Below are 17,602 nucleotides of genomic sequence, written 5' to 3' on the forward strand. Positions count from 1 at the left end.
GGATATACTATTTTGTAATATGAGGTGAAATGATCTTTTCTTATATCCGCAATGTCCCTGATGCATCAACCAGGCAGCCCCTGCCCGCCTGCTTGGCCAGGTATAGCCGGTGGTCTGCCAGGGATATCAGGGCATCCGGGGTTGCCGGGCTATCAGCGAACTCATCAATTCCAGCCACCCCAGCGCTGACAGTCACGGCTATGGCCTGTTCATCAAACACGAACCTTTCATCATGGACGGCTTCGAGGATCCTGAGCACCAGTTGAGGTACATCGCCTTGTTCCACAGCGCTGAACACAACGATGAACTCCTCTCCGCCAAAGCGCGATACAACATCCATGGATCGGGTCTGGCGAAGCAGAATATCGGCAAACCGCTGAAGGATATAGTCGCCTCCGAGGTGCCCGATGGAATCATTGATCCGCTTGAAGTGGTCAATATCGAACATGGCCAGGGCAAATTTCTCACCGCGCCGATTACTCCGGCCCAACATCTCGTCCAGCCTTGGCATCAGGTACCGACGGTTATGCAGCCCGGTCAGCGGGTCCCGGATCGACTGGTTGAGCAGCTCTTCCTCCAGCCGATGACGCTCAAGAGCCCCGGACAGCAAGCCGGAAACAATAATCAGCAAATCCGCCTGATCCTCACGCCAGGTACGGCGGCGCAAGGAATCCACACCAAAAAAACCGGTTACCTTGCCCCGTACCCGAATCGGCACACAAAACAGTGATGACACACCCTGCTCCTGCAACAGTGCCCGTTCAGTTGCCGCTTCGTGGGGCAAGCGGTCCACATCTTCAATAAACACCACCCGGTTGCCGGCCACCATGCCGTCGATCTGTTCATGCCACCAGTGAAAATCTTCGATCGGTACCTCTTGCTGGGTGTCGATCAGGGCCGGCACGCCCTCCCTGCACCACTCATGGGTATTGATCATGACTGAGTAATCTTCAGAGAATCCGTACAGGTAGGCGCGGTCCACCTCGAAGAATTCACCGATGGACGTCAGGAGTTCGTCAATGCACTGATCAATGGTGCCGAAACCAAGGTTAATGAACTCTGTGGAGAGACGGGCGATGAGTTTCTGGAAACCTGCCTGAAACGAAAACTCAGCTTCACTATCGCGCAGGCTCTGCTCCAGTTCCTTGTAATGCTGGATATTGTGAAACTGCCCGTACCAGATGGTGCTGCCATCGGGCTGGCGTTCAGGTTCGGAATGGGCCTCGAACCATTCGTAATTGCCAGTTTTCAGTTTAAGGCGGGCCCGATAGCGCCAGGGTTTGAGAGTGCGCGCCGATTCCTGAATGCTGTCCACGACGGCACCAGCATCATCGGGGTGTATCATCGAAAACACGGAATCGGCGTTTTCATTCAGCACCGAGGGATCGGCACCAAATAGCGTCTGCACCTGATTGCTGACGAAGGGGTAGCGGTGGGACTGCCTGTCAGCACTCAGCCAATAGGTAAACAGGACACCAGGAACGCCCGAAGCCAGCTTCTGGAAAAACCGGGCAGACATGACGGCTTGCTGCCCGTTATTGGACCTGTTCGCCATGGGCGGCACGTCTCCCTGATAGAGGGTTCACCTCATCTTGTAAGAGAAGTGTAGTCCACCCTGACAGAAGCGGCTAACCCCGTCGGAGCACGCTGATCAGAGCGCGTCCAGACGCTCTTTGGCTTCTTTACGGCGACCGGCATCCGCAACATCCCGACCGGGCCTGCCGGGCGCTTGCAGAACTTTTTGAAGGTACGTTTGAGCACGCTCAGGCTCACCCTGGTCCAGCAGAAAATCACCGAAGAAATAATTGGCATCTATGCCGTCCGGATTGATGGCCAGCGCCTTTCGGAGGTAGCTCCGGGCTTTGTCATCATCGCCGAAGCCCAGGGGCCAGCCGGGCACCTGATAGTAGAGACTGCCGAGGGATGTATAGGCAGAGCCGTCGAGAGCACCATCATCTATGGCCAGCGCGGCTTCCAATGATTTGCGGGCGTCCTTGACCAGCCCGAGGGCCCCGAGTCCGCCCTTGGCGCCGGCGTAGGTGCTCAGCACAATGCCCTGCCAGATCAGGGGTTCAGCACGATCGGGGTACCGGGCGACAAACGCTTCAACCTCGGTCGCGAGGCCCTCGAAGGCCTTTTCGCGCTGGTTTTCCGGCAGCTGATACTGAATTTCCGCCCAGCGTTGTTGAATTCCCGCCAGTTCGGTCTCGAGATCCGCGGCCCAGAGTGGCGTGGCGACCACCCAGGCCATCATCAGAACCATCCACTTCATGACAATACTCCTGAATTGAGAAAACGCCGGATGATCGGCAGTTGCTTGAGCATGGCTTTATCGACAATGCGCGGGAGCACTCCGTTGAGGACCACGAACAGTTTCTCCGGCCAGCCAAGGAACCGGCGGCGGTCATCATTCTCCATGGCTTCCAGAATCTGGGATGCCACCGACTCCGGTGTATCGACGCTGTTGCCAAGGGCCCGGTTAAGCTCGTTCACTTCCTCCGGATTCATTTCCGTAGCGGTGGCCCGGGGCGCCACGTAAACCACCTGAACGGCGGTATCCGCCAGCTCCCGGCGCAGTGCCTCGGTGAAGCCACGAAGGCCGAATTTCGTGGCGCAGTAAGCGGTATAGCCGGGGAAACCTATACTGCCGAAGGTGGACCCGACAAACACCAGAGCACCACTCCCTGACTTCTGGAATATGGGCGTAAAATGTCTGGCCACCAGCATGGCAGAGCGAAGATTCACGGTGATCTGGGCGTCCAGTTCACTGACAGCCATGGCCGGGAGTCCTGCGAAGCGATTCTGGCCGGCACAGTGGATCACCCCGTCAATATCCGGATAGGCTTCACTCAACCGCAGCAACTGCTGGTCGAGGTCAGCGGCAGCCAGATCCAGATGTACCACGGACACCCCTTCCCGGTGTCCGATCTTTTCCGGATGCCGGGAAGCTACAATCACCCTCGATCCGGCACGCACCAGTGGATCCACCAGCGCCTTGCCAATACCTCCGGTGCCACCTAACAGGAGGAACACCCGGTCATGCAGCCTCATGATTCCGCTCCTTTCGGCTGGCCGGCAGCGGTATGTTGTGCAACATGTCGCCATAGAGCCGGTAAACCACGCGGGCAGCATCAATGATGGCCTGCTGGTCGTCCGGGTCTGTGACGTCATTCATCAGATTGCGGAAAAACTCGAAGTGTTCCTGGTCCAGGGCACCATGGGAATACAGGTAGCTGAATGCCTCATCAGGAAGGCCAAGGAGCTTCTGGATCTGCTCGCCCAGCGGGGTGGCCAGTTCGATGGACGTGCCTTCAAGCACCTGAACCATCCCGAAGAACGCCGCAGGATTGCCCCGGTTAATCTGGTCATAGAGGTACGACACCATGAGCTCGATGGACAGGTCCGGCTTGCCGGTGCGAATCTGATCCTTGTCGGCGCCGCAGGCTTCCAGATCATTCAGGATCCACTCGTGGTGGCCATACTCCTCGTCGATGTACTCAACCAGCGCCTTGCGGACGAATTCCATCCGCTCAGGCAATCGGGCACCGCAGGCCATCATCAGAGGAACCGTGTGCTTGACGTGGTGGAAGGCCTGGGTCAGAAACCAGGTGTAGGCCTCAAGACTGAAACGCCCCTCGGCAATCGCCTTGACCACCGGCGCGCCGGTGACGTGCGCCCGGGCTTCTGCTGTTTCCTGCTGTAATCTGTCAAAAAAAGCCATGTGAAATTCTCCTGGCATGTTGGATGAGGTTGAACCAGCAACCGATAAGTTGATGAAAATCTGAAAACTGTCCGAAATCAGTGTCGGAAGGTCGGCCTGGATACAGTGGCGTACCGGCCTGCCGTTCGTGGTCAGATGGCCGGCGGCCTGGGTCAGGAGCTGCCGGCGAATGTAGAGTGCTTCCAACCGGGCATAGTCAGGCAGTCCGGCATTGAGTTCAGTCAGCGCTGAACGTAACTGGTCCGGCGAACGGCCATCCCGGATCACCACCAGCGCGCTGGGGTTGGGCTCACCGTCGCCAAATACCACCGCCTGCTGGGCACCCAGGGCCTGGATCAGCTCGCTCTCCAGCCATTCCGGGCTGATGTTGCGGCCGAAACTGGTAATCAGAAGATTCTTGGCACGGCCATTCACCGTCAGAAATCCTTCGGGACTGAGACACCCCAGATCCCCGGTATCCAGCCACTCGTCACCTTCGGGTTCATCGCCCAGATAGCCCAGATGGGTATTGCCACGGACCAGAATGTGGTGGTCCGGGCCCACCATCACTTCAACGTGGGGAAGCGGCTTGCCAACGGTGCCTTTGCATTCATCACCGGGTACGTTGAGGGCGACCACGGAACTGCATTCCGACAGGCCGTAGCCCTCGTAGAGCGGCAGTCCGACAGCACGGCCGCGGGCCAGCAGCTCCGGAGACACCCGGCCACCGCCAACGGCAAGGAACCGGAACGACTGGCTTTCCAGCTGGCCCTGTTCGGCGGCCGCCACCAGCGCCAGGGCCAACTCCGGCACCAGAATCAATGACTGCGGCTGGCTCTGGTTAATGCCCGCTACCAGGCGGCCGAGGTCAAGACCGCTGCTGCCGGTCATCCCCAGGCTCTGCAGGGGCGCCACGGTGACTGTGGCGCCCATCAACAGGGGCAGGTACACCCCCGCAATATTCTCCAGCAGCGTGGCCAGCGGCAGGATGCACAGGTGCTGTTGCAGCTGTACGCCCGCCAGCCGATCTTTCAGGGCCAGTGTGGTTGAAGTCATCTGAGCCGAGGACAGGCACACGCCTTTGGGCGTGCCGGTGCTGCCGGAGGTGAAAGTAATCTTGGCGGTGGTTTCGGGCATCCAGGCCCCGGCTCCGGTCACCGGCAGATGCCGGAGCCAGACACCATGGCCCAGATGCTCACTGCCGGTACCCTGCTCACCGGACAGCAGGCAGTCGAGGCTGGCCCGTTCGATCAGATGCGAGGCCTGGGATTTCGAGAAAAAAACCGGCACGGGGACACACACCACCTCTGCCAGCAGGCAGGCGAGATCGGCCAGAATCCAGGCCAGGGAATTGTCTCCGCACAGACCAACACGTTCGACTCCCAACCGTCGCAACTGGTCGGCCAGAGCTTCGGCAGCCTGCATCATCTGGCTATAACTGATTTCCGAATCCGGCCCCTTCAGGGCAATGTCGGAAGGGTGAGCCAGCGCCTGGCGCTGGAGCAGTTCAGGCAAGGCGGCCATAAGCACCCTCCTGAACCTCATCTCCGCCATCAACAGCCGAAGCAACCGGCTGAATAAACCGCAAAAGGCCCGCCTGGCGAAGAGCGGCAAGCCCATCTGACACCTTGATCGCCATCACCACCGGGTGATGATCGTAGTACCGGCCCCATCCGGCACCGCCGTCAGGAAGCCGGGCAGGGTCGGCATCGCCCAGGACCTGAGTGGCAATCCCCAAGCGATGGAAGCTGTTGCGCAGTTGATCAGTGCCGGTGCACACCACCCAGTCATAACCGGCACTGTCCAGCCAGACCGACAGGGAGGCGAACAGATAACGGCTGACACCGGCTTCAACGCCGGCCAGGTGGGCAATCTCCGCAACCTTTTGGCGCTCAACACCCGGGACCGGCATCACGGCTTCCACCGGAACAGCCAGATAATCCTCCAGAAACAGTCTCTCCTGGCTGGCATTCCTGACTCCAACCGCCGCCAGCAGGGTGCCCTGTGCGGTGGTCAGGGCCAGAAGCTCCGGAATCCGCAAGGCTGGATCAGCACCGTAAGCCTGCAAAAACCGCCGGCGGATAAAGCCCGCAACGGTATCGGCCATGGCCGTCTCTGGAGCAATCTGACTGAACCATCGACCGGCACAACGGATAACCGGGACCACATCCCGCCCATCCGGGAGGCAGCAGGTGGACATCGTTAGCGGGTCAGTCATGGGCGCTCTCTCCAACAGCATCAGGGCCAACAGCGTCAGGGCGCGATGCCCTTTGGTGATGACTGCCAGAATAGAGAGCGAGGCTTAATCGAGCCTTAAGCCCGAGCCATAGATTTCTTAAGCCGGCCTTAAGGTTTTACCGGCTTCCCGGTTAAGGCTCGCTTAAGAAAGCCCGCGTAAAGTGCCGTGGCAGTTGCCGGACACCGGATATCAGGAAGTAGCGTTGTATGAGATCAGCCGTAATCCAGCCAGCCCGATGGAAAAGACTGCTCCGGTTCCTCACTGGAGGCGGCTTCGCAACACTCATGCACTGGTCGGTCATGTTTGCGCTGATCCGGACCGGCTCCGACGCCGTTCTGGCCACAGCGACCGGCGCCACGGTAGGGCTCGCCATCAATTACCTTGCTCAGTACCGCTATACCTTTCGCTCCGGCCTCCCGCACCGGGTGGCGTTTTCCCGCTACCTGGCCGGCGCGGGCCTGGGATGGGGCCTGAACCTGGCAGGTTTTTCCGCCGTGTACGCCGTCACTGGCGTGCCCATGGCTTCGCAGATTGTCGCAACAGCTGTCGCGACTCTGGCCAACTATCTCCTTGCCGAGAAGTTTGTCTTCCAAGAGGAACAGACCAATGACACGCCCTGACCCCATGCTCAGCATCGTCATACCGGTTCACAATGAGGCCGACGTGATTCCGACGCTGTTGAATCGCCTGGCCCGGGTATGCCGCCAGCTGGGGACTGCCACTGAGCTGGTGTTCGTGGACGACGGCAGTAGCGACAATTCTGTCGCGCTGCTGTTAAAAGCACGGCGCCGGTACCCGGATATCCGGTTACTGCAACTATCGCGAAACTTTGGCAAGGAAGCCGCCGTGACCGCGGGCCTGAATCACGCCCGTGGCGACGCCGTGGTCCTGATAGACGCCGACCTCCAGGATCCGCCGGAGCTGATTCCCGACATGGTGAACGAGTGGCGCAAAGGGGCCGATGTGGTGCTTATGAAACGACGCTGCCGCACCGGTGAGAGCTGGGTCAAGCAGGTAACGGCCTCCGTGTTCTACCGGCTGATCAATCGCATCAGTGACGCCCCCATTCCGGTGGACACCGGTGATTTCCGGCTGATGAGCCGGCGCACCGTGGACGCTCTCAACCGTCTTCCGGAGCGCAACCGCTACCTCAAGGGCATGTTTGCCTGGGTTGGCATGCCCACCGTAACCCTGGAATTTGACCGCGACCCCCGGGCAGCCGGTAAAACCAAGTGGAACTACCTGAAACTGGTTCACCTGGCCATGGAAGGCATCACCTCATTTTCCACCCGTCCGCTTCGCATTGCCCTGATCCTGGGCCTGCTGGCCGCGGGGGCCGGCGGGCTGTTCGGCACCTGGGAAGTGCTGAAGGCATTGGTTCTTGGCGTTTCCACCCCTGGCTACGCCTCCATGATCGCCATGATCACCTTCCTCTCGGGGATCCAACTGCTGTGCGTCGGCCTGTTAGGTGAATACGTCGGCCGAATCTATATGGAAACCAAACAACGACCGGTTTTCATCCTCGCCGAGGACAGCGACGACCATGTCCAGGATTATCAACCGACCCTGCGGGTAGCCGGCAATGACCAGAACAATTAACACCCTGCTATGGCTTTTGTGCTCCGTTCTGGCGATAAGGCTGGGACTCGGCGCGATCCTGCCATTTGCCGACACCACCGAACCGCGGTACGCGGAAATCGCCCGAATCATGGCCGAGACCGGTGACTGGATCACGCCCTGGTTTGATAACGGCGTGCCGTTCTGGGGCAAACCGCCACTATCATTCTGGGCCCAGGCATTGTCCTTCAAGCTATTCGGCATTAACGAATTCGCGGGCCGGCTGCCCTCCTGGCTCGCCAATGCGGGCATCGTTTACCTGGTGTACGCCACGACCAGAGCTCTGCACGCCAGAGCCGATACCGATGTGGCCCGGGTAAGCGGGCTGTGGGCCGCGGTCATATACAGCACCACGGCACTCGGCTTCATCAGTGCCGGGACCGTGATGACTGACTCCTTCCTGGTACTGGCAACGACACTCGTGATCGCCAGCCTGATCATCCGGTTGCAGGGAGGCTCGACCCTTTGGGGCTGGGCGTTCTTTATTGGCCTCGCCATGGGACTTCTGGCTAAAGGTCCGCTGGCGCTGGTTCTGACCGGCCTGCCAGTCTTCGTCTGGGTTGCCCTGACCCGACAGTGGCAAACCCTCTGGCAATGCCTGCCGTGGCTTCGCGGCACATTACTCATGCTCACGCTGGTACTGCCCTGGTACATCCTGGCAGAACTGAAGACACCCGGTTTTCTTGAGTACTTCATCGTGGGCGAACACATCAAGCGTTTCATTGTCAGCGACTGGCCGGGCGACCTTTACGGAGACGCCCACGACTTCACCCGGGGCACCATCTGGCTTTATCTGTTGTTGGCCAGTTTCCCCTGGGGTCTGGTTGCCTTGATCGGTTGGGGGCTAACTCACTGGCGTGGTACCCGCTCCGACCGCCAGCAATGGCAGCCGAAAAGTCCTGGCCTCACCGGCCTGATCCTGGCTGCGGCCTTGAGTCCGGCAGTGTTCTTCACCTTTTCCGGTAACATTCTGTGGACTTATGTCCTGCCCGGCCTGCCGTTCCTGGCAATACTGACAGCCGGCCTGTTTTCCGGTACCGGCGGACGGTTCCTGCCCAAATACGCAGTGGCGATGGTCTTGGTCATTCCCGTCATCGGGACAGCAGCCGGCATCTGGTATGCCCTGAATCCCGGCGAATTGAAAACCGAGCGTGAACTGGTGGCACGGGTGGATGCGCTCCCCGGTGTTTCTCCTGATGATCTGTTTTATCTGGACAGGGCACCCTTCTCGGCACGCTTTTACAGCCACGGGGATGTCCGCATCCTGTCGCAGGAGGCTCTCGCACTCCGCCTCACCCAGGGCACCGTGGACAAACCGTTACTGCTAGCGGTGGATAACCGCAACAAATCCATGATCCAGACGCTGCAGGCCCGGGCCGAAGCGGTTGATGGCAGCCAGCGCTATACCCTGTTCCGACTGATTCAGGACGCCTCCCGCACCGCCGAATCGGATACCGTGAAGAAAGAGCGGCAAAGCGGCTGAGATCCTTTACACTTTCACTCTGAACACTTTTCCCGATACGGATTCCGTTCGATGCGCATACTCCTGGTAGAAGACGACCACCTGCTTGCCCGCACCATGCTGGACATGCTGCGGGAAGACCAGAACACCGTGGACTGGCTGGATGACGGCCAGCAAGCGCTGAATGCGCTGGGAGAGGAGCACTTTGACCTCGCTATCCTGGATCTGACACTGCCCCGGGTGGACGGCCTCGATATCGTCCGGCGCAGCCGGCAAGAGGGCAACCAGACCCCGATTATCATCCTGACCGCCAGGGCCGACCTGGAGGAGAAACTGCAGGGCCTGGATGCTGGTGCGGACGATTACCTCACCAAGCCCTTTGCCATGGCCGAACTCAAGGCCCGGATCAGAGCCGTAACCCGGCGCGGACGGGCAGACAGTCCGTCCGCCGGACTAAGTGTGGGCCGCCTCACCCTGCATCCGGATACCGGGAGTCTTTCGATCAATGGCGACAAGGTCGCACTGCCCCGCAGCGAATTCCAGATCCTGCATTACCTGATGCGCCACCCGGACCAGGTCGCCACCCGCCGCCGACTGGAAGAACAGTTGTATGGCTGGGAGCCAGGCGCCGAAAGCAACGCCCTGGAAGTACATGTTCACCACCTGCGCCGAAGGATTGGCAAATCCACTATCCGCACGCTCAGAGGCGTGGGCTATCTTCTGGACAGCGAGGCAGCCAGCCGGGAGCCATCGGAATGAGCCTGACGCGCAAGCTCACCCTGCTGGTAACAAGTACCGTTTTTATCATCACATTGATAGCTGCCGGTTGGGGTTACTATGTCAGCGACCACCAGTTGGAGGAACTGTTCGATGCCGAACTCGCCCAGAGCACACGGATTGTTCAAGGTCTGATAGAACACCTGTCCGAAACTCAGTCGGTCGAGCAGCTCTCACAAACGCTTTCCATAACACTCCAACTACCGGAAAGCGCATACCGGGGTGATGAGGAAGAGGACGAGATTCTCCCTGATGGCGCCGGCCACAAGTACGAACGCAAGCTGGCTTTCGAGGTGTGGTCCCCGGACAAGCAACCCATTCTGGATACCCTGCGCGCCGACGACGCCCGGGGGCTGGATCCGGGATTCAGCTGGCAAGAAGTCAGCGGCTATCAGTGGCGTACCTTCACCCTGAAAGATCCGGTGACTGGCTACTGGATAAGGACCGCCCAACGGGAGGACGTCCGCAACGAACTCAGTCAGGAAATTGCGCTTGGCAATGTGCTGCCCTTCCTGGTTGCACTTCCCCTGCTGGCGCTTGCCGTGGTGGGCTCCATCCAGTTGGGTTTTCAGCCGTTACGCAAGCTGGAAAAGCCGGTTCGCAATATGGCGCCGGAAAATATCCACCCTCTGGATGATCGGCAGGCGCCTCGGGAGGTCGCAGGGCTGGTAAATGCGGTGAATGGTCTGCTGCGAAGGCTGAACCAGGCCCTGGAACGGGAGCGACGGTTTTCCGCCGACGCCGCCCACGAGCTAAGGACACCATTGGCGGTGTTGCGGCTGAATCTTGAGAAAGCCTGTGCAAACAACCCGGAGCAGTTCCAGGACCTGATTCAGTCGGTGGACCGCATGGTGCACCTTGTTGAGCAAATGTTGTTGCTGAGCCGGGTCGATGCAGGAACCGATTTTGCGCCGGCGTACCACAACCTGTCAGCGATTATTGAACAAAGCATTGCCGACGTGGCCCCCCTGGCCCTGAAGAAGAATATTGAGCCGGTGCTGGAAGACGATGCAGGCCAGGCCCTGGTGTGCTGCCACAGCGCGCTGATCAATACCCTGATGCGCTCCCTGCTTGCCAATGCCATTCAGTACAGCCCCGAACATACCGTGATTACCACACACCTCGCCCCTTCCGGAGACGGCTACCACATAACCGTGTGTGATCAGGGCCCCGGCATCCCGACGGAAGAACGGGAGCGGGCTTTGAGCCGTTTCGTCAGACTGGACCAGCGACTTGGTGGCGGAGCCGGGCTCGGCCTCGCCATCGCCCGCCGCATTGCCGAACTCCACCGAGGCCAGCTTACCCTCGCAGGAAGGGCAGACGGGCAGCCCGGACTGTGCGTCAGCATTTGGCTGCCCGCACGACCTTCCTCTCGAGACAGCCGCTCTTAAGATTGAATTAAGGTTAAAGGCGTACGATATTTGCTCGTATTGATGGGGAGCATTCAATGGCCCCCATTCAAGTTCTGCTTTCGAGGACGTCTTGAAATGGGCAAGGAAAGAACCCTGTCGCTGGTTATCCCTGCCAAGGATGAACAGGACAACATTGCCAACCTTCTAACAGAAGCCTTCGGTGTCATGCGGGATTATCCCGGCTTCGAGGTTGTTCTGGTGGATGATGGCAGCCAGGACCAGACCCTGGATACCGCTATCCGGACGGCCCGGTCCCTCGGTGGCCGCCTGATCACGGTTCGTCATGAGCAGAGCATCGGCCAGAGCGGTGCGCTGGCCACCGGCATCAGGCACGCCCGCGGCCGCCTTATCGTGACGATGGATGGTGATGGCCAGAACGATCCCGCTGACATTCCGGCTCTGCTGCAGAGAGCAAACTCAATCCGGGCATCGGATTTCTGCATTGCGGGCTATCGAAAGAACCGCAAGGACACGGCCTGGAAACGGTTCCAGTCTCGGCTGGCCAATCGCGTGCGCGATGCGCTGCTGCACGACGGCGTGCCGGACACTGGGTGTGGCCTCAAGCTGCTCCCCCGCGCCACCTTCCTCAAGCTGCCCTGGTTTGACCATGGACACCGATTTATCCCGGCATTGGTGCGGGGCATTGGTGGCGAGATTGCGGTCGTGGAAGTAAACCACCGGCCACGTACCGCCGGTACCTCCAAATACAGCGCGTGGAACCGGGCCTGGGCCGGCATACTCGATCTGTTCGGCGTATTATGGCTGCTGCACCGGACCCGTATTCCTGTCATTGCCACCCCTGTCACCGCCAACCCCGTCGATTCCGACACCCGGGCATCGGTAACGGAGCAGTCCTGATATGTTCAACTGGTCCCGCTGGCTGGCATTTGCCGCGCTGGCGCTGGTCGGCTATCTGGCAATCCAGAATGGCTGGCTCGATTTTATGGCAGACAGGGCCCGGGTAGCCAGTTACCTGCACAGCCATGGGGTTGAGGGCCTGCTGGCTATCACCCTGGCCGGCGCGATCTTTACCGGCATCGGCGCTCCCAGACAGCTGCTTGCCTTTGTGCTCGGTTTTGCCCTTGGAGGCATCAACGGTACCCTGGTATCAACGCTGGCAGCTACTATTGGCGCCACTGGGTGCTTCTTCACCGCAAGATGGTTGCTGCGAGCATCCCTGACCCGCCGATTCGGCCGGCGTATGCGCCAGTTTGACGAGCTGTTTCAGGAGCAAACCCTGCTGAAGGTGCTCATGGTCCGTTTGTTGCCCGTGGGCAGCAATCTGGTGACCAACCTCTTTGCCGGGTGTTCCGGTATCCGTTTTTTGCCCTTCCTGGCCGGCAGCACGCTCGGGTACCTGCCACAGATGCTGGTCTTTGCGCTGGCCGGCGCCGGCATTGGCAAGGCTGACGAATACCAACTGATACTGAGCGTTGCGCTGTTCATTCTGGCCTCCATGATTGGCGCGTTGCTCTACCACAATCAAAGAGCCAGAAACCTGGCCGATTCCGTTTCCGATCACCCCTGAGACCAATCCATGCCCGCATCACCTTTCGTTCGCCATCTCCCCGACTACCTTTTCAACCTTTCGCGGAACCGGCTACTGCTCGTGCTGCTGGCCTTTGCCGCAGTGATGATTTTCACCGGTATCGGCCTGCGATCCCCGTGGCCGGCTGATGAACCCCGCTTTGCCGAGGTTGCCCGGGAAATGGTGGCTTCCGGGCAATGGCTGATTCCCATGCGAGGGGGCGAGTTCTATCCGGACAAGCCGCCAGTCTTCATGTGGAGTATCGCCCTGTTCTACTGGTTAACCGGCAACCTGAAAATCGCCTTCCTGTTGCCAAATGCGCTGTGCAGTCTGCTGACCCTGGGGCTGGTTTTTGATCTTGGCACGCGGCTATGGAACCAGCGCACCGGCACCATCGGCGTGTTGCTGTTGATGCTTGCGCCACAGTTTCTTATTCAGGCCCAGAAGGCCCAGATTGATGCCATGGTTGCCTGCTGGATTACCGTTGCCTGCTACGGCCTGATCCGGCATTTTTTCACCGGGCCGGCCTGGGGCTGGTACTTTTTGGCCTGGGCATTCATGGGCCTTGGCATTATCACCAAGGGTGTCGGCTTCCTGCCTGCATTCATGTTTATTCCGATCCTGATTCTTGGGCTCCGGGACCGCCAGCTTTTTTCCGGCACTCTCACCTGGCGCTGTGCGCTCGGTCCGCTGGCCATGATAGCTGTCGTTGCCGCTTGGCTTATCCCCATGGTGCTCTACGTCAACAACGTGGGCACGGAGGAAGCTCTTGCCTACAAAAACAATATTCTGTTCAAACAGACCGGCGAGCGGTATGCCGACTCCTGGGGCCATATCCAGCCCTGGTATTATTACCTGACCGATGCTATTCCCTCACTCTGGTTTCCGCTGCCGCTACTGCTGCTCGCATTGGTACGCCCCCTTGCGGGTGCCATCCGGAGAAACCCGGTCATTCCCGTTCTGCTGATCTGGATAGCCCTGGTTGTGGTGTTTTTCAGCATCAGCCCCGGAAAGCGGGGGGTGTATATCCTGCCGGCACTGCCCATGTTCGTCCTGTGTCTTGCGCCGCTACTGACCACTCAGCAACCGGCCCGCTGGTTTCCGGCAGTTCTGACGGGACTGCATTTTCTGCTGGCCACAGCCCTGATAGTCATTGCTGTCATGGCCTGGAACGATCATCCCAGACTGGTCGAAAAAGTGGCGGACTACAGCCGGGACCCGGCGCGGCTACATGAGGCCGGGACGCTGGTATTCAGCGTTGGTCTGGCATGGCTGGTCAGCCTTGCCGTGTTCTGGCGCTCAAACGCGCTGGGACGCCTGTTCGTGGCCATGATGATCAGCTGGCTGCTTTTCACAACCTGGGGTTACCGGGTACTGGAACCTTTACGCACGCCTCGTAATATCCTCGCGGCTGCGGAACAGAACGTTCCCGCCAATGCGCAACTTGGCATGATCGATTTCCGGGAACAGTTCATCCTGTTCTCCAGGCTCGATTTCACTCACTTCAGCTTTTTCACCGGCCTTGAACAGGAAAATCGCAACGCCTGGCTGTGGATGAAGGAAACTGCAGACAGCTATCTCATCGTTGCAGATCAAATTGAGTTGCAATGCTTTACAAAAGAGGGCGCTATACCTTTGGGAACTGCTCACCGGGACAACTATCTTTTACTCGGTGATGAGCAGATGAAGCCCAGCTGCGCACCGCCAGCCAAGATCAAACGGTTTACCACGCCGGCTCCTGGCGGTTGGCAAGACTGAGCTGGCAGTGCATAAAGACCGACCGATGGCGTTAACAGAAAAAATGCGATGAAAAAACACGAGATTACAGTACTTCGGGAAAAGAACCGCGTTGATTCAGTGAAGATCGTGCGATCCCCCTCAACTGCACGCGAATGGGTCGTGCTCTTTAAGGAGATTGAAGGAAAGAGCTTTTTCCTGATCTCTGACGATGATCAGGTGTGTAGCTATGCGACTCTGGATGCGGCAGTCGACGAACTGGATACGCTGGGATTTGCACGGGCAGAGGTTCTGTTTTAACTGAAACCGGTTTGATTAATCACAACTGGATTACAATAACCTTAAAAGGTCATGCTCCATGCATGAGACCGGTTTAGGGAAGATTCATTGACATCGCAGTACCCACTAAATCAACGGACGATCATCATGGAAAGAAAAAACCGCGCTGCCTGGCTTGTGCTGGGGCTTCCCCTGGCTCTGGGCTTGGCATGGATAACCCACGGAAATGGCGTAATCCAAAACGACCCTGACCGCAACATCTCTATCCCCGATGAGTTGACCATTCCGATGCAGGTGCAAGCGGCATTTAACGAGACTCATGTGTATTTTCGCTACCGGTGGCCAGCCAACCGACCACACGTTCTTCATGATGTGCTTGTCTACCAGGACGGTGAATGGATCAAAAAAGGCGGCGGCATGCCGGGGCCAAATCCGGAAGGCTTTCATGAAGACCGGGTAGCAATGATGCTTGATGACGGCAGCGTCCCCGGCTTCAGTCGTTACGGAGGTTACATCGCCATTGGAGCCGGCGTCGCCGGCTTTACCAGTGAAGCGCCGGAGGAAGTCACCAAGTCACTGCCCGGAACACGAATTGATGTGACCGACTGGGCCAGTGTGAAGTCCCCGGAAACCCTGCAAGCACAGCGCCAGGCAGGCTATTTCCTGGATCTCTGGCACTGGCGGGGGCATCGTTCAAACCCCCTGAACCTGTCAGACGATCAGTGGATTGGTGAAAAAAGGGGCGGGGACAGCGGCACCAGTCCCTACACCACCAACTGGGACAAAGAGGCAAATGCGCCCAAATGGATGTTCAATCCGGAGACAACCGGTCAGTACGCCCTTAGGCTTGACGAGATTCCAGACGCTCAGGTCGGCCCCGACAGCCCTTACTACCTTTCCGACAATACCGCCGTCGCCTTTGATCCGGATCATGAATGGAAGAACGGTGATGTCATACCCCGTCGCTATATTCGCCAGACGGAAGGCTCCCGTAGCGATATCAAAGTGCAAAGCAAGGCCACCTGGAAAGACGGCTACTGGGATGTGACGCTCTATCGGCAACTTGATACCGGCGCGCCCACCGAAGACAAGATCCTGGAAAACCAGGGGCTTTATTCGGCAGCCTTTGCTATTCACAGGAACGCAACCGGTGGGCGCTGGCACCTGGTGTCGCTGCCTGTGTCCCTCGGTATGGGCCGGGAGGCGGATCTTCAGGCCGTGGCGTTTAGCGGTGAACAACCCGAATGGGGCAATAACTGGAAAGAGGTGACGCTGTTCTATCCCGGCCAGGTCAATTGGCCACTGCTGATCAGCCAGGCCCACGCTGGTGCCGAAGACATAGAAATGGGAACACCCGTTCAGGCCCGTCACAGCGAAAGACAACTGGCCATCTACGGTATCGAGATGGAATTTAACGACGAAATCATCAGTCAGTGGCGCCTTACCCTGATTGCAGGGCTACTTACCATGTTTGGCCTTACCATAGGGCTGCTTTCCGCGTTCCCCACCCGAAGCACCCGTCAAAAAGGAGAACGCTCATGAGCGGCATTCACCACATGCTTGTCCACTTTCCACTGGGCTTCTGGACTCTGGCTTCATTGATGATCCTTGTTGGCAGTTTTTCCAACGGCCGGCTTGCTGAAATCAGCCGGGAAGCTGTGCTCCCGGTCCTGGTGCTCAGCCTCCTGGCCGCCGCAATCACTATCGCCAGTGGTTTTCTCGTGTGGCCAGTAGAGGCAGCCCTCTCCAGCCCTCTCGCCCGAAACCATATTCTGACAGCACTCTGGTCGTTAGGCGTCTTTGTGATGCTGACCATTCTGGTCTGGCGCGCAGGAAGCAACGCTTTTGATGGTGTGCGTCGCTTGGTGCTGGTTGTGCTGGCGCTCACAGGCATGTCCATCTTTGCCACTACCGGTACCATCGGTGGACACCTGGTTGGGGCTACAACAGAGTTTTCAGAGGTACTAAAACTGTTTGGCTGGGATGTTTACAACACCTTTTATGTACCCATATGGGTGGTTGCCTTGCTCGTTCTGATCGGTTTGATGTGCGCAGTGGCCGGACTGCTCAGTCGACGCTCAAACAGCACAACCTGACCCGAGGTCTCAGAACGCTCCGAGATGAGACCATGCTGGATAGGGCTTTCATGAAACATACGGAACACCATAAAACCCACCGGACGGGTTGGCTCAGAGCGGCAGTACTGGGTGCAAACGACGGCATTGTCTCCACCGCGAGTCTTGTTCTTGGGGTCGCGGCTACAGGGGCGAGCGCCGAGAGCATCCTGGTCGCAGGAGTCGCGGGACTCGTCGCCGGCGCCATGTCGATGGCTGCCGGAGAGTATGTTTCGGTCAGTTCTCAGGCCGACACCGAGCGTGCCGATTTGTTTCGGGAGCGGACGGAGTTGGAAGATAATCCGGAATTCGAGCACGCAGAATTGGCAGCGATCTACGTCAAACGCGGGCTGGATGCGGAGCTGGCCTCCACAGTTGCCAGCCAGTTAATGGAGCACGATGCGCTCGGCGCACATGCGCGGGACGAGCTGGGCATTTCCGAAGCATTGGCCGCACGCCCCGTGCAGGCGGCATTTGCTTCGGCCGGCACCTTTGCCGTAGGCGCCGCCCTTCCATTGCTGATCGTTGTGTTATTTCCGATCTCCATGGTCATGTGGGCGGTCTCAGGCAGTTCACTGATATTCCTTGCACTTCTGGGCGCCCTTTCAGCAAAGGCCGGCGGCGCACCCGTGTTTTTGAGCGCCAGGCGAGTGACCTTCTGGGGTGCCCTGGCAATGGCACTAACGGCCGGGGTTGGAGCACTATTCGGCGTAGTTGCTGGTTGATATTAGGGTTGA

General features: G+C 58.8%; 17 protein-coding genes. 12 read left to right on the top strand and 5 right to left on the bottom strand.

The genetic code is table 11. From position 1 onward, the window contains the following. Positions 1-40: 40 nt before the first annotated feature. The 5 genes from CLH62_RS10025 to CLH62_RS10045 form a co-directional block, all read right to left on the bottom strand. Complete coding sequence (locus CLH62_RS10025; RefSeq protein ID WP_099618021.1) at positions 41-1,555, bottom strand: diguanylate cyclase; 1,515 nt, start codon at positions 1,553-1,555, stop codon at positions 41-43. Positions 1,556-1,651: 96 nt separating this feature from the next. Then, entirely contained in the window at positions 1,652-2,272 is a 621-nt protein-coding gene (locus CLH62_RS10030) for a tetratricopeptide repeat protein (RefSeq protein ID WP_099618022.1), read from the bottom strand. Further along, a complete protein-coding gene (locus CLH62_RS10035; RefSeq protein WP_099618023.1) occupies positions 2,269-3,051 on the bottom strand; it encodes an SDR family oxidoreductase in 783 nt (260 codons plus the stop codon). Before CLH62_RS10035 ends, CLH62_RS10030 begins: the two co-directional genes overlap by 4 nt. Then, positions 3,038-5,224, bottom strand: a complete 2,187-nt coding sequence (locus CLH62_RS10040; protein ID WP_099618024.1) for an AMP-binding protein — start codon at positions 5,222-5,224, stop codon at positions 3,038-3,040. Before CLH62_RS10040 ends, CLH62_RS10035 begins: the two co-directional genes overlap by 14 nt. Next, positions 5,208-5,918, bottom strand: a complete 711-nt coding sequence (locus CLH62_RS10045) for a thermostable hemolysin (RefSeq protein ID WP_211285724.1) — start codon at positions 5,916-5,918, stop codon at positions 5,208-5,210. The genes CLH62_RS10040 and CLH62_RS10045 overlap by 17 nt, the downstream gene beginning before the upstream one ends. Before the next feature lie 227 nt (positions 5,919-6,145). Between CLH62_RS10045 and CLH62_RS10050 the strand changes: the two genes are divergently transcribed. The 12 genes from CLH62_RS10050 to CLH62_RS10105 all read left to right on the top strand — a co-directional run bounded on the left by CLH62_RS10050 (position 6,146) and on the right by CLH62_RS10105 (position 17,590). Next, positions 6,146-6,559, top strand: a complete 414-nt coding sequence (locus tag CLH62_RS10050; protein WP_099618026.1) for a GtrA family protein — start codon at positions 6,146-6,148, stop codon at positions 6,557-6,559. After that, positions 6,546-7,538 (top strand): glycosyltransferase family 2 protein, encoded by a 993-nt coding sequence (locus CLH62_RS10055; protein WP_228152822.1) that lies wholly within the window; start codon positions 6,546-6,548, stop codon positions 7,536-7,538. The genes CLH62_RS10050 and CLH62_RS10055 overlap by 14 nt, the downstream gene beginning before the upstream one ends. Further along, positions 7,522-9,039: an ArnT family glycosyltransferase gene (locus CLH62_RS10060; RefSeq protein WP_099618027.1), complete on the top strand. Its 1,518-nt coding sequence runs from the start codon at positions 7,522-7,524 to the stop codon at positions 9,037-9,039. The genes CLH62_RS10055 and CLH62_RS10060 overlap by 17 nt, the downstream gene beginning before the upstream one ends. A 51-nt stretch (positions 9,040-9,090) precedes the next feature. Then, positions 9,091-9,777, top strand: a complete 687-nt coding sequence (locus CLH62_RS10065; protein ID WP_099618028.1) for a response regulator transcription factor — start codon at positions 9,091-9,093, stop codon at positions 9,775-9,777. After that, a complete protein-coding gene (locus CLH62_RS10070; RefSeq protein WP_099618029.1) occupies positions 9,774-11,186 on the top strand; it encodes an ATP-binding protein in 1,413 nt (470 codons plus the stop codon). Before CLH62_RS10065 ends, CLH62_RS10070 begins: the two co-directional genes overlap by 4 nt. A 96-nt stretch (positions 11,187-11,282) precedes the next feature. Continuing rightward, a complete protein-coding gene (locus tag CLH62_RS10075) occupies positions 11,283-12,065 on the top strand; it encodes a glycosyltransferase family 2 protein (RefSeq protein ID WP_099618030.1) in 783 nt (260 codons plus the stop codon). 1 nt (position 12,066) lies between these two features. After that, positions 12,067-12,735 (top strand): TVP38/TMEM64 family protein, encoded by a 669-nt coding sequence (locus CLH62_RS10080; protein WP_099618031.1) that lies wholly within the window; start codon positions 12,067-12,069, stop codon positions 12,733-12,735. Between the two features lie 9 nt (positions 12,736-12,744). Continuing rightward, positions 12,745-14,493, top strand: coding sequence for an ArnT family glycosyltransferase (locus tag CLH62_RS10085; RefSeq protein WP_099618032.1), 1,749 nt, complete (start codon positions 12,745-12,747; stop codon positions 14,491-14,493). A gap of 48 nt (positions 14,494-14,541) precedes the next feature. Further along, entirely contained in the window at positions 14,542-14,772 is a 231-nt protein-coding gene (locus tag CLH62_RS10090) for a hypothetical protein (RefSeq protein ID WP_099618033.1), read from the top strand. A 126-nt stretch (positions 14,773-14,898) separates the two neighbouring features. Continuing rightward, positions 14,899-16,293, top strand: coding sequence for an ethylbenzene dehydrogenase-related protein (locus CLH62_RS10095; RefSeq protein WP_099618034.1), 1,395 nt, complete (start codon positions 14,899-14,901; stop codon positions 16,291-16,293). Beyond that, complete coding sequence (locus CLH62_RS10100; RefSeq protein ID WP_099618035.1) at positions 16,290-16,847, top strand: DUF2231 domain-containing protein; 558 nt, start codon at positions 16,290-16,292, stop codon at positions 16,845-16,847. Before CLH62_RS10095 ends, CLH62_RS10100 begins: the two co-directional genes overlap by 4 nt. A 50-nt stretch (positions 16,848-16,897) precedes the next feature. Beyond that, positions 16,898-17,590, top strand: coding sequence for a VIT1/CCC1 transporter family protein (locus tag CLH62_RS10105; RefSeq protein ID WP_099618833.1), 693 nt, complete (start codon positions 16,898-16,900; stop codon positions 17,588-17,590). The last annotated feature ends 12 nt before the right edge of the window (positions 17,591-17,602 follow it).

It is taken from the genome of Marinobacter guineae (assembly GCF_002744735.1).
Lineage (GTDB): Bacteria > Pseudomonadota > Gammaproteobacteria > Pseudomonadales > Oleiphilaceae > Marinobacter > Marinobacter guineae.

Coding starts and splice junctions, on each gene's coding strand:
- CLH62_RS10025 (WP_099618021.1), bottom strand. CDS start 1,555: ATGGCGAACAGGTCCAATAACGGGCAGCAAGCCGTCATGTCTGCCCGG.
- CLH62_RS10030 (WP_099618022.1), bottom strand. CDS start 2,272: ATGAAGTGGATGGTTCTGATGATGGCCTGGGTGGTCGCCACGCCACTC.
- CLH62_RS10035 (WP_099618023.1), bottom strand. CDS start 3,051: ATGAGGCTGCATGACCGGGTGTTCCTCCTGTTAGGTGGCACCGGAGGT.
- CLH62_RS10040 (WP_099618024.1), bottom strand. CDS start 5,224: ATGGCCGCCTTGCCTGAACTGCTCCAGCGCCAGGCGCTGGCTCACCCT.
- CLH62_RS10045 (WP_211285724.1), bottom strand. CDS start 5,918: ATGACTGACCCGCTAACGATGTCCACCTGCTGCCTCCCGGATGGGCGG.
- CLH62_RS10050 (WP_099618026.1), top strand. CDS start 6,146: ATGAGATCAGCCGTAATCCAGCCAGCCCGATGGAAAAGACTGCTCCGG.
- CLH62_RS10055 (WP_228152822.1), top strand. CDS start 6,546: ATGACACGCCCTGACCCCATGCTCAGCATCGTCATACCGGTTCACAAT.
- CLH62_RS10060 (WP_099618027.1), top strand. CDS start 7,522: ATGACCAGAACAATTAACACCCTGCTATGGCTTTTGTGCTCCGTTCTG.
- CLH62_RS10065 (WP_099618028.1), top strand. CDS start 9,091: ATGCGCATACTCCTGGTAGAAGACGACCACCTGCTTGCCCGCACCATG.
- CLH62_RS10070 (WP_099618029.1), top strand. CDS start 9,774: ATGAGCCTGACGCGCAAGCTCACCCTGCTGGTAACAAGTACCGTTTTT.
- CLH62_RS10075 (WP_099618030.1), top strand. CDS start 11,283: ATGGGCAAGGAAAGAACCCTGTCGCTGGTTATCCCTGCCAAGGATGAA.
- CLH62_RS10080 (WP_099618031.1), top strand. CDS start 12,067: ATGTTCAACTGGTCCCGCTGGCTGGCATTTGCCGCGCTGGCGCTGGTC.
- CLH62_RS10085 (WP_099618032.1), top strand. CDS start 12,745: ATGCCCGCATCACCTTTCGTTCGCCATCTCCCCGACTACCTTTTCAAC.
- CLH62_RS10090 (WP_099618033.1), top strand. CDS start 14,542: ATGAAAAAACACGAGATTACAGTACTTCGGGAAAAGAACCGCGTTGAT.
- CLH62_RS10095 (WP_099618034.1), top strand. CDS start 14,899: ATGGAAAGAAAAAACCGCGCTGCCTGGCTTGTGCTGGGGCTTCCCCTG.
- CLH62_RS10100 (WP_099618035.1), top strand. CDS start 16,290: ATGAGCGGCATTCACCACATGCTTGTCCACTTTCCACTGGGCTTCTGG.
- CLH62_RS10105 (WP_099618833.1), top strand. CDS start 16,898: ATGAAACATACGGAACACCATAAAACCCACCGGACGGGTTGGCTCAGA.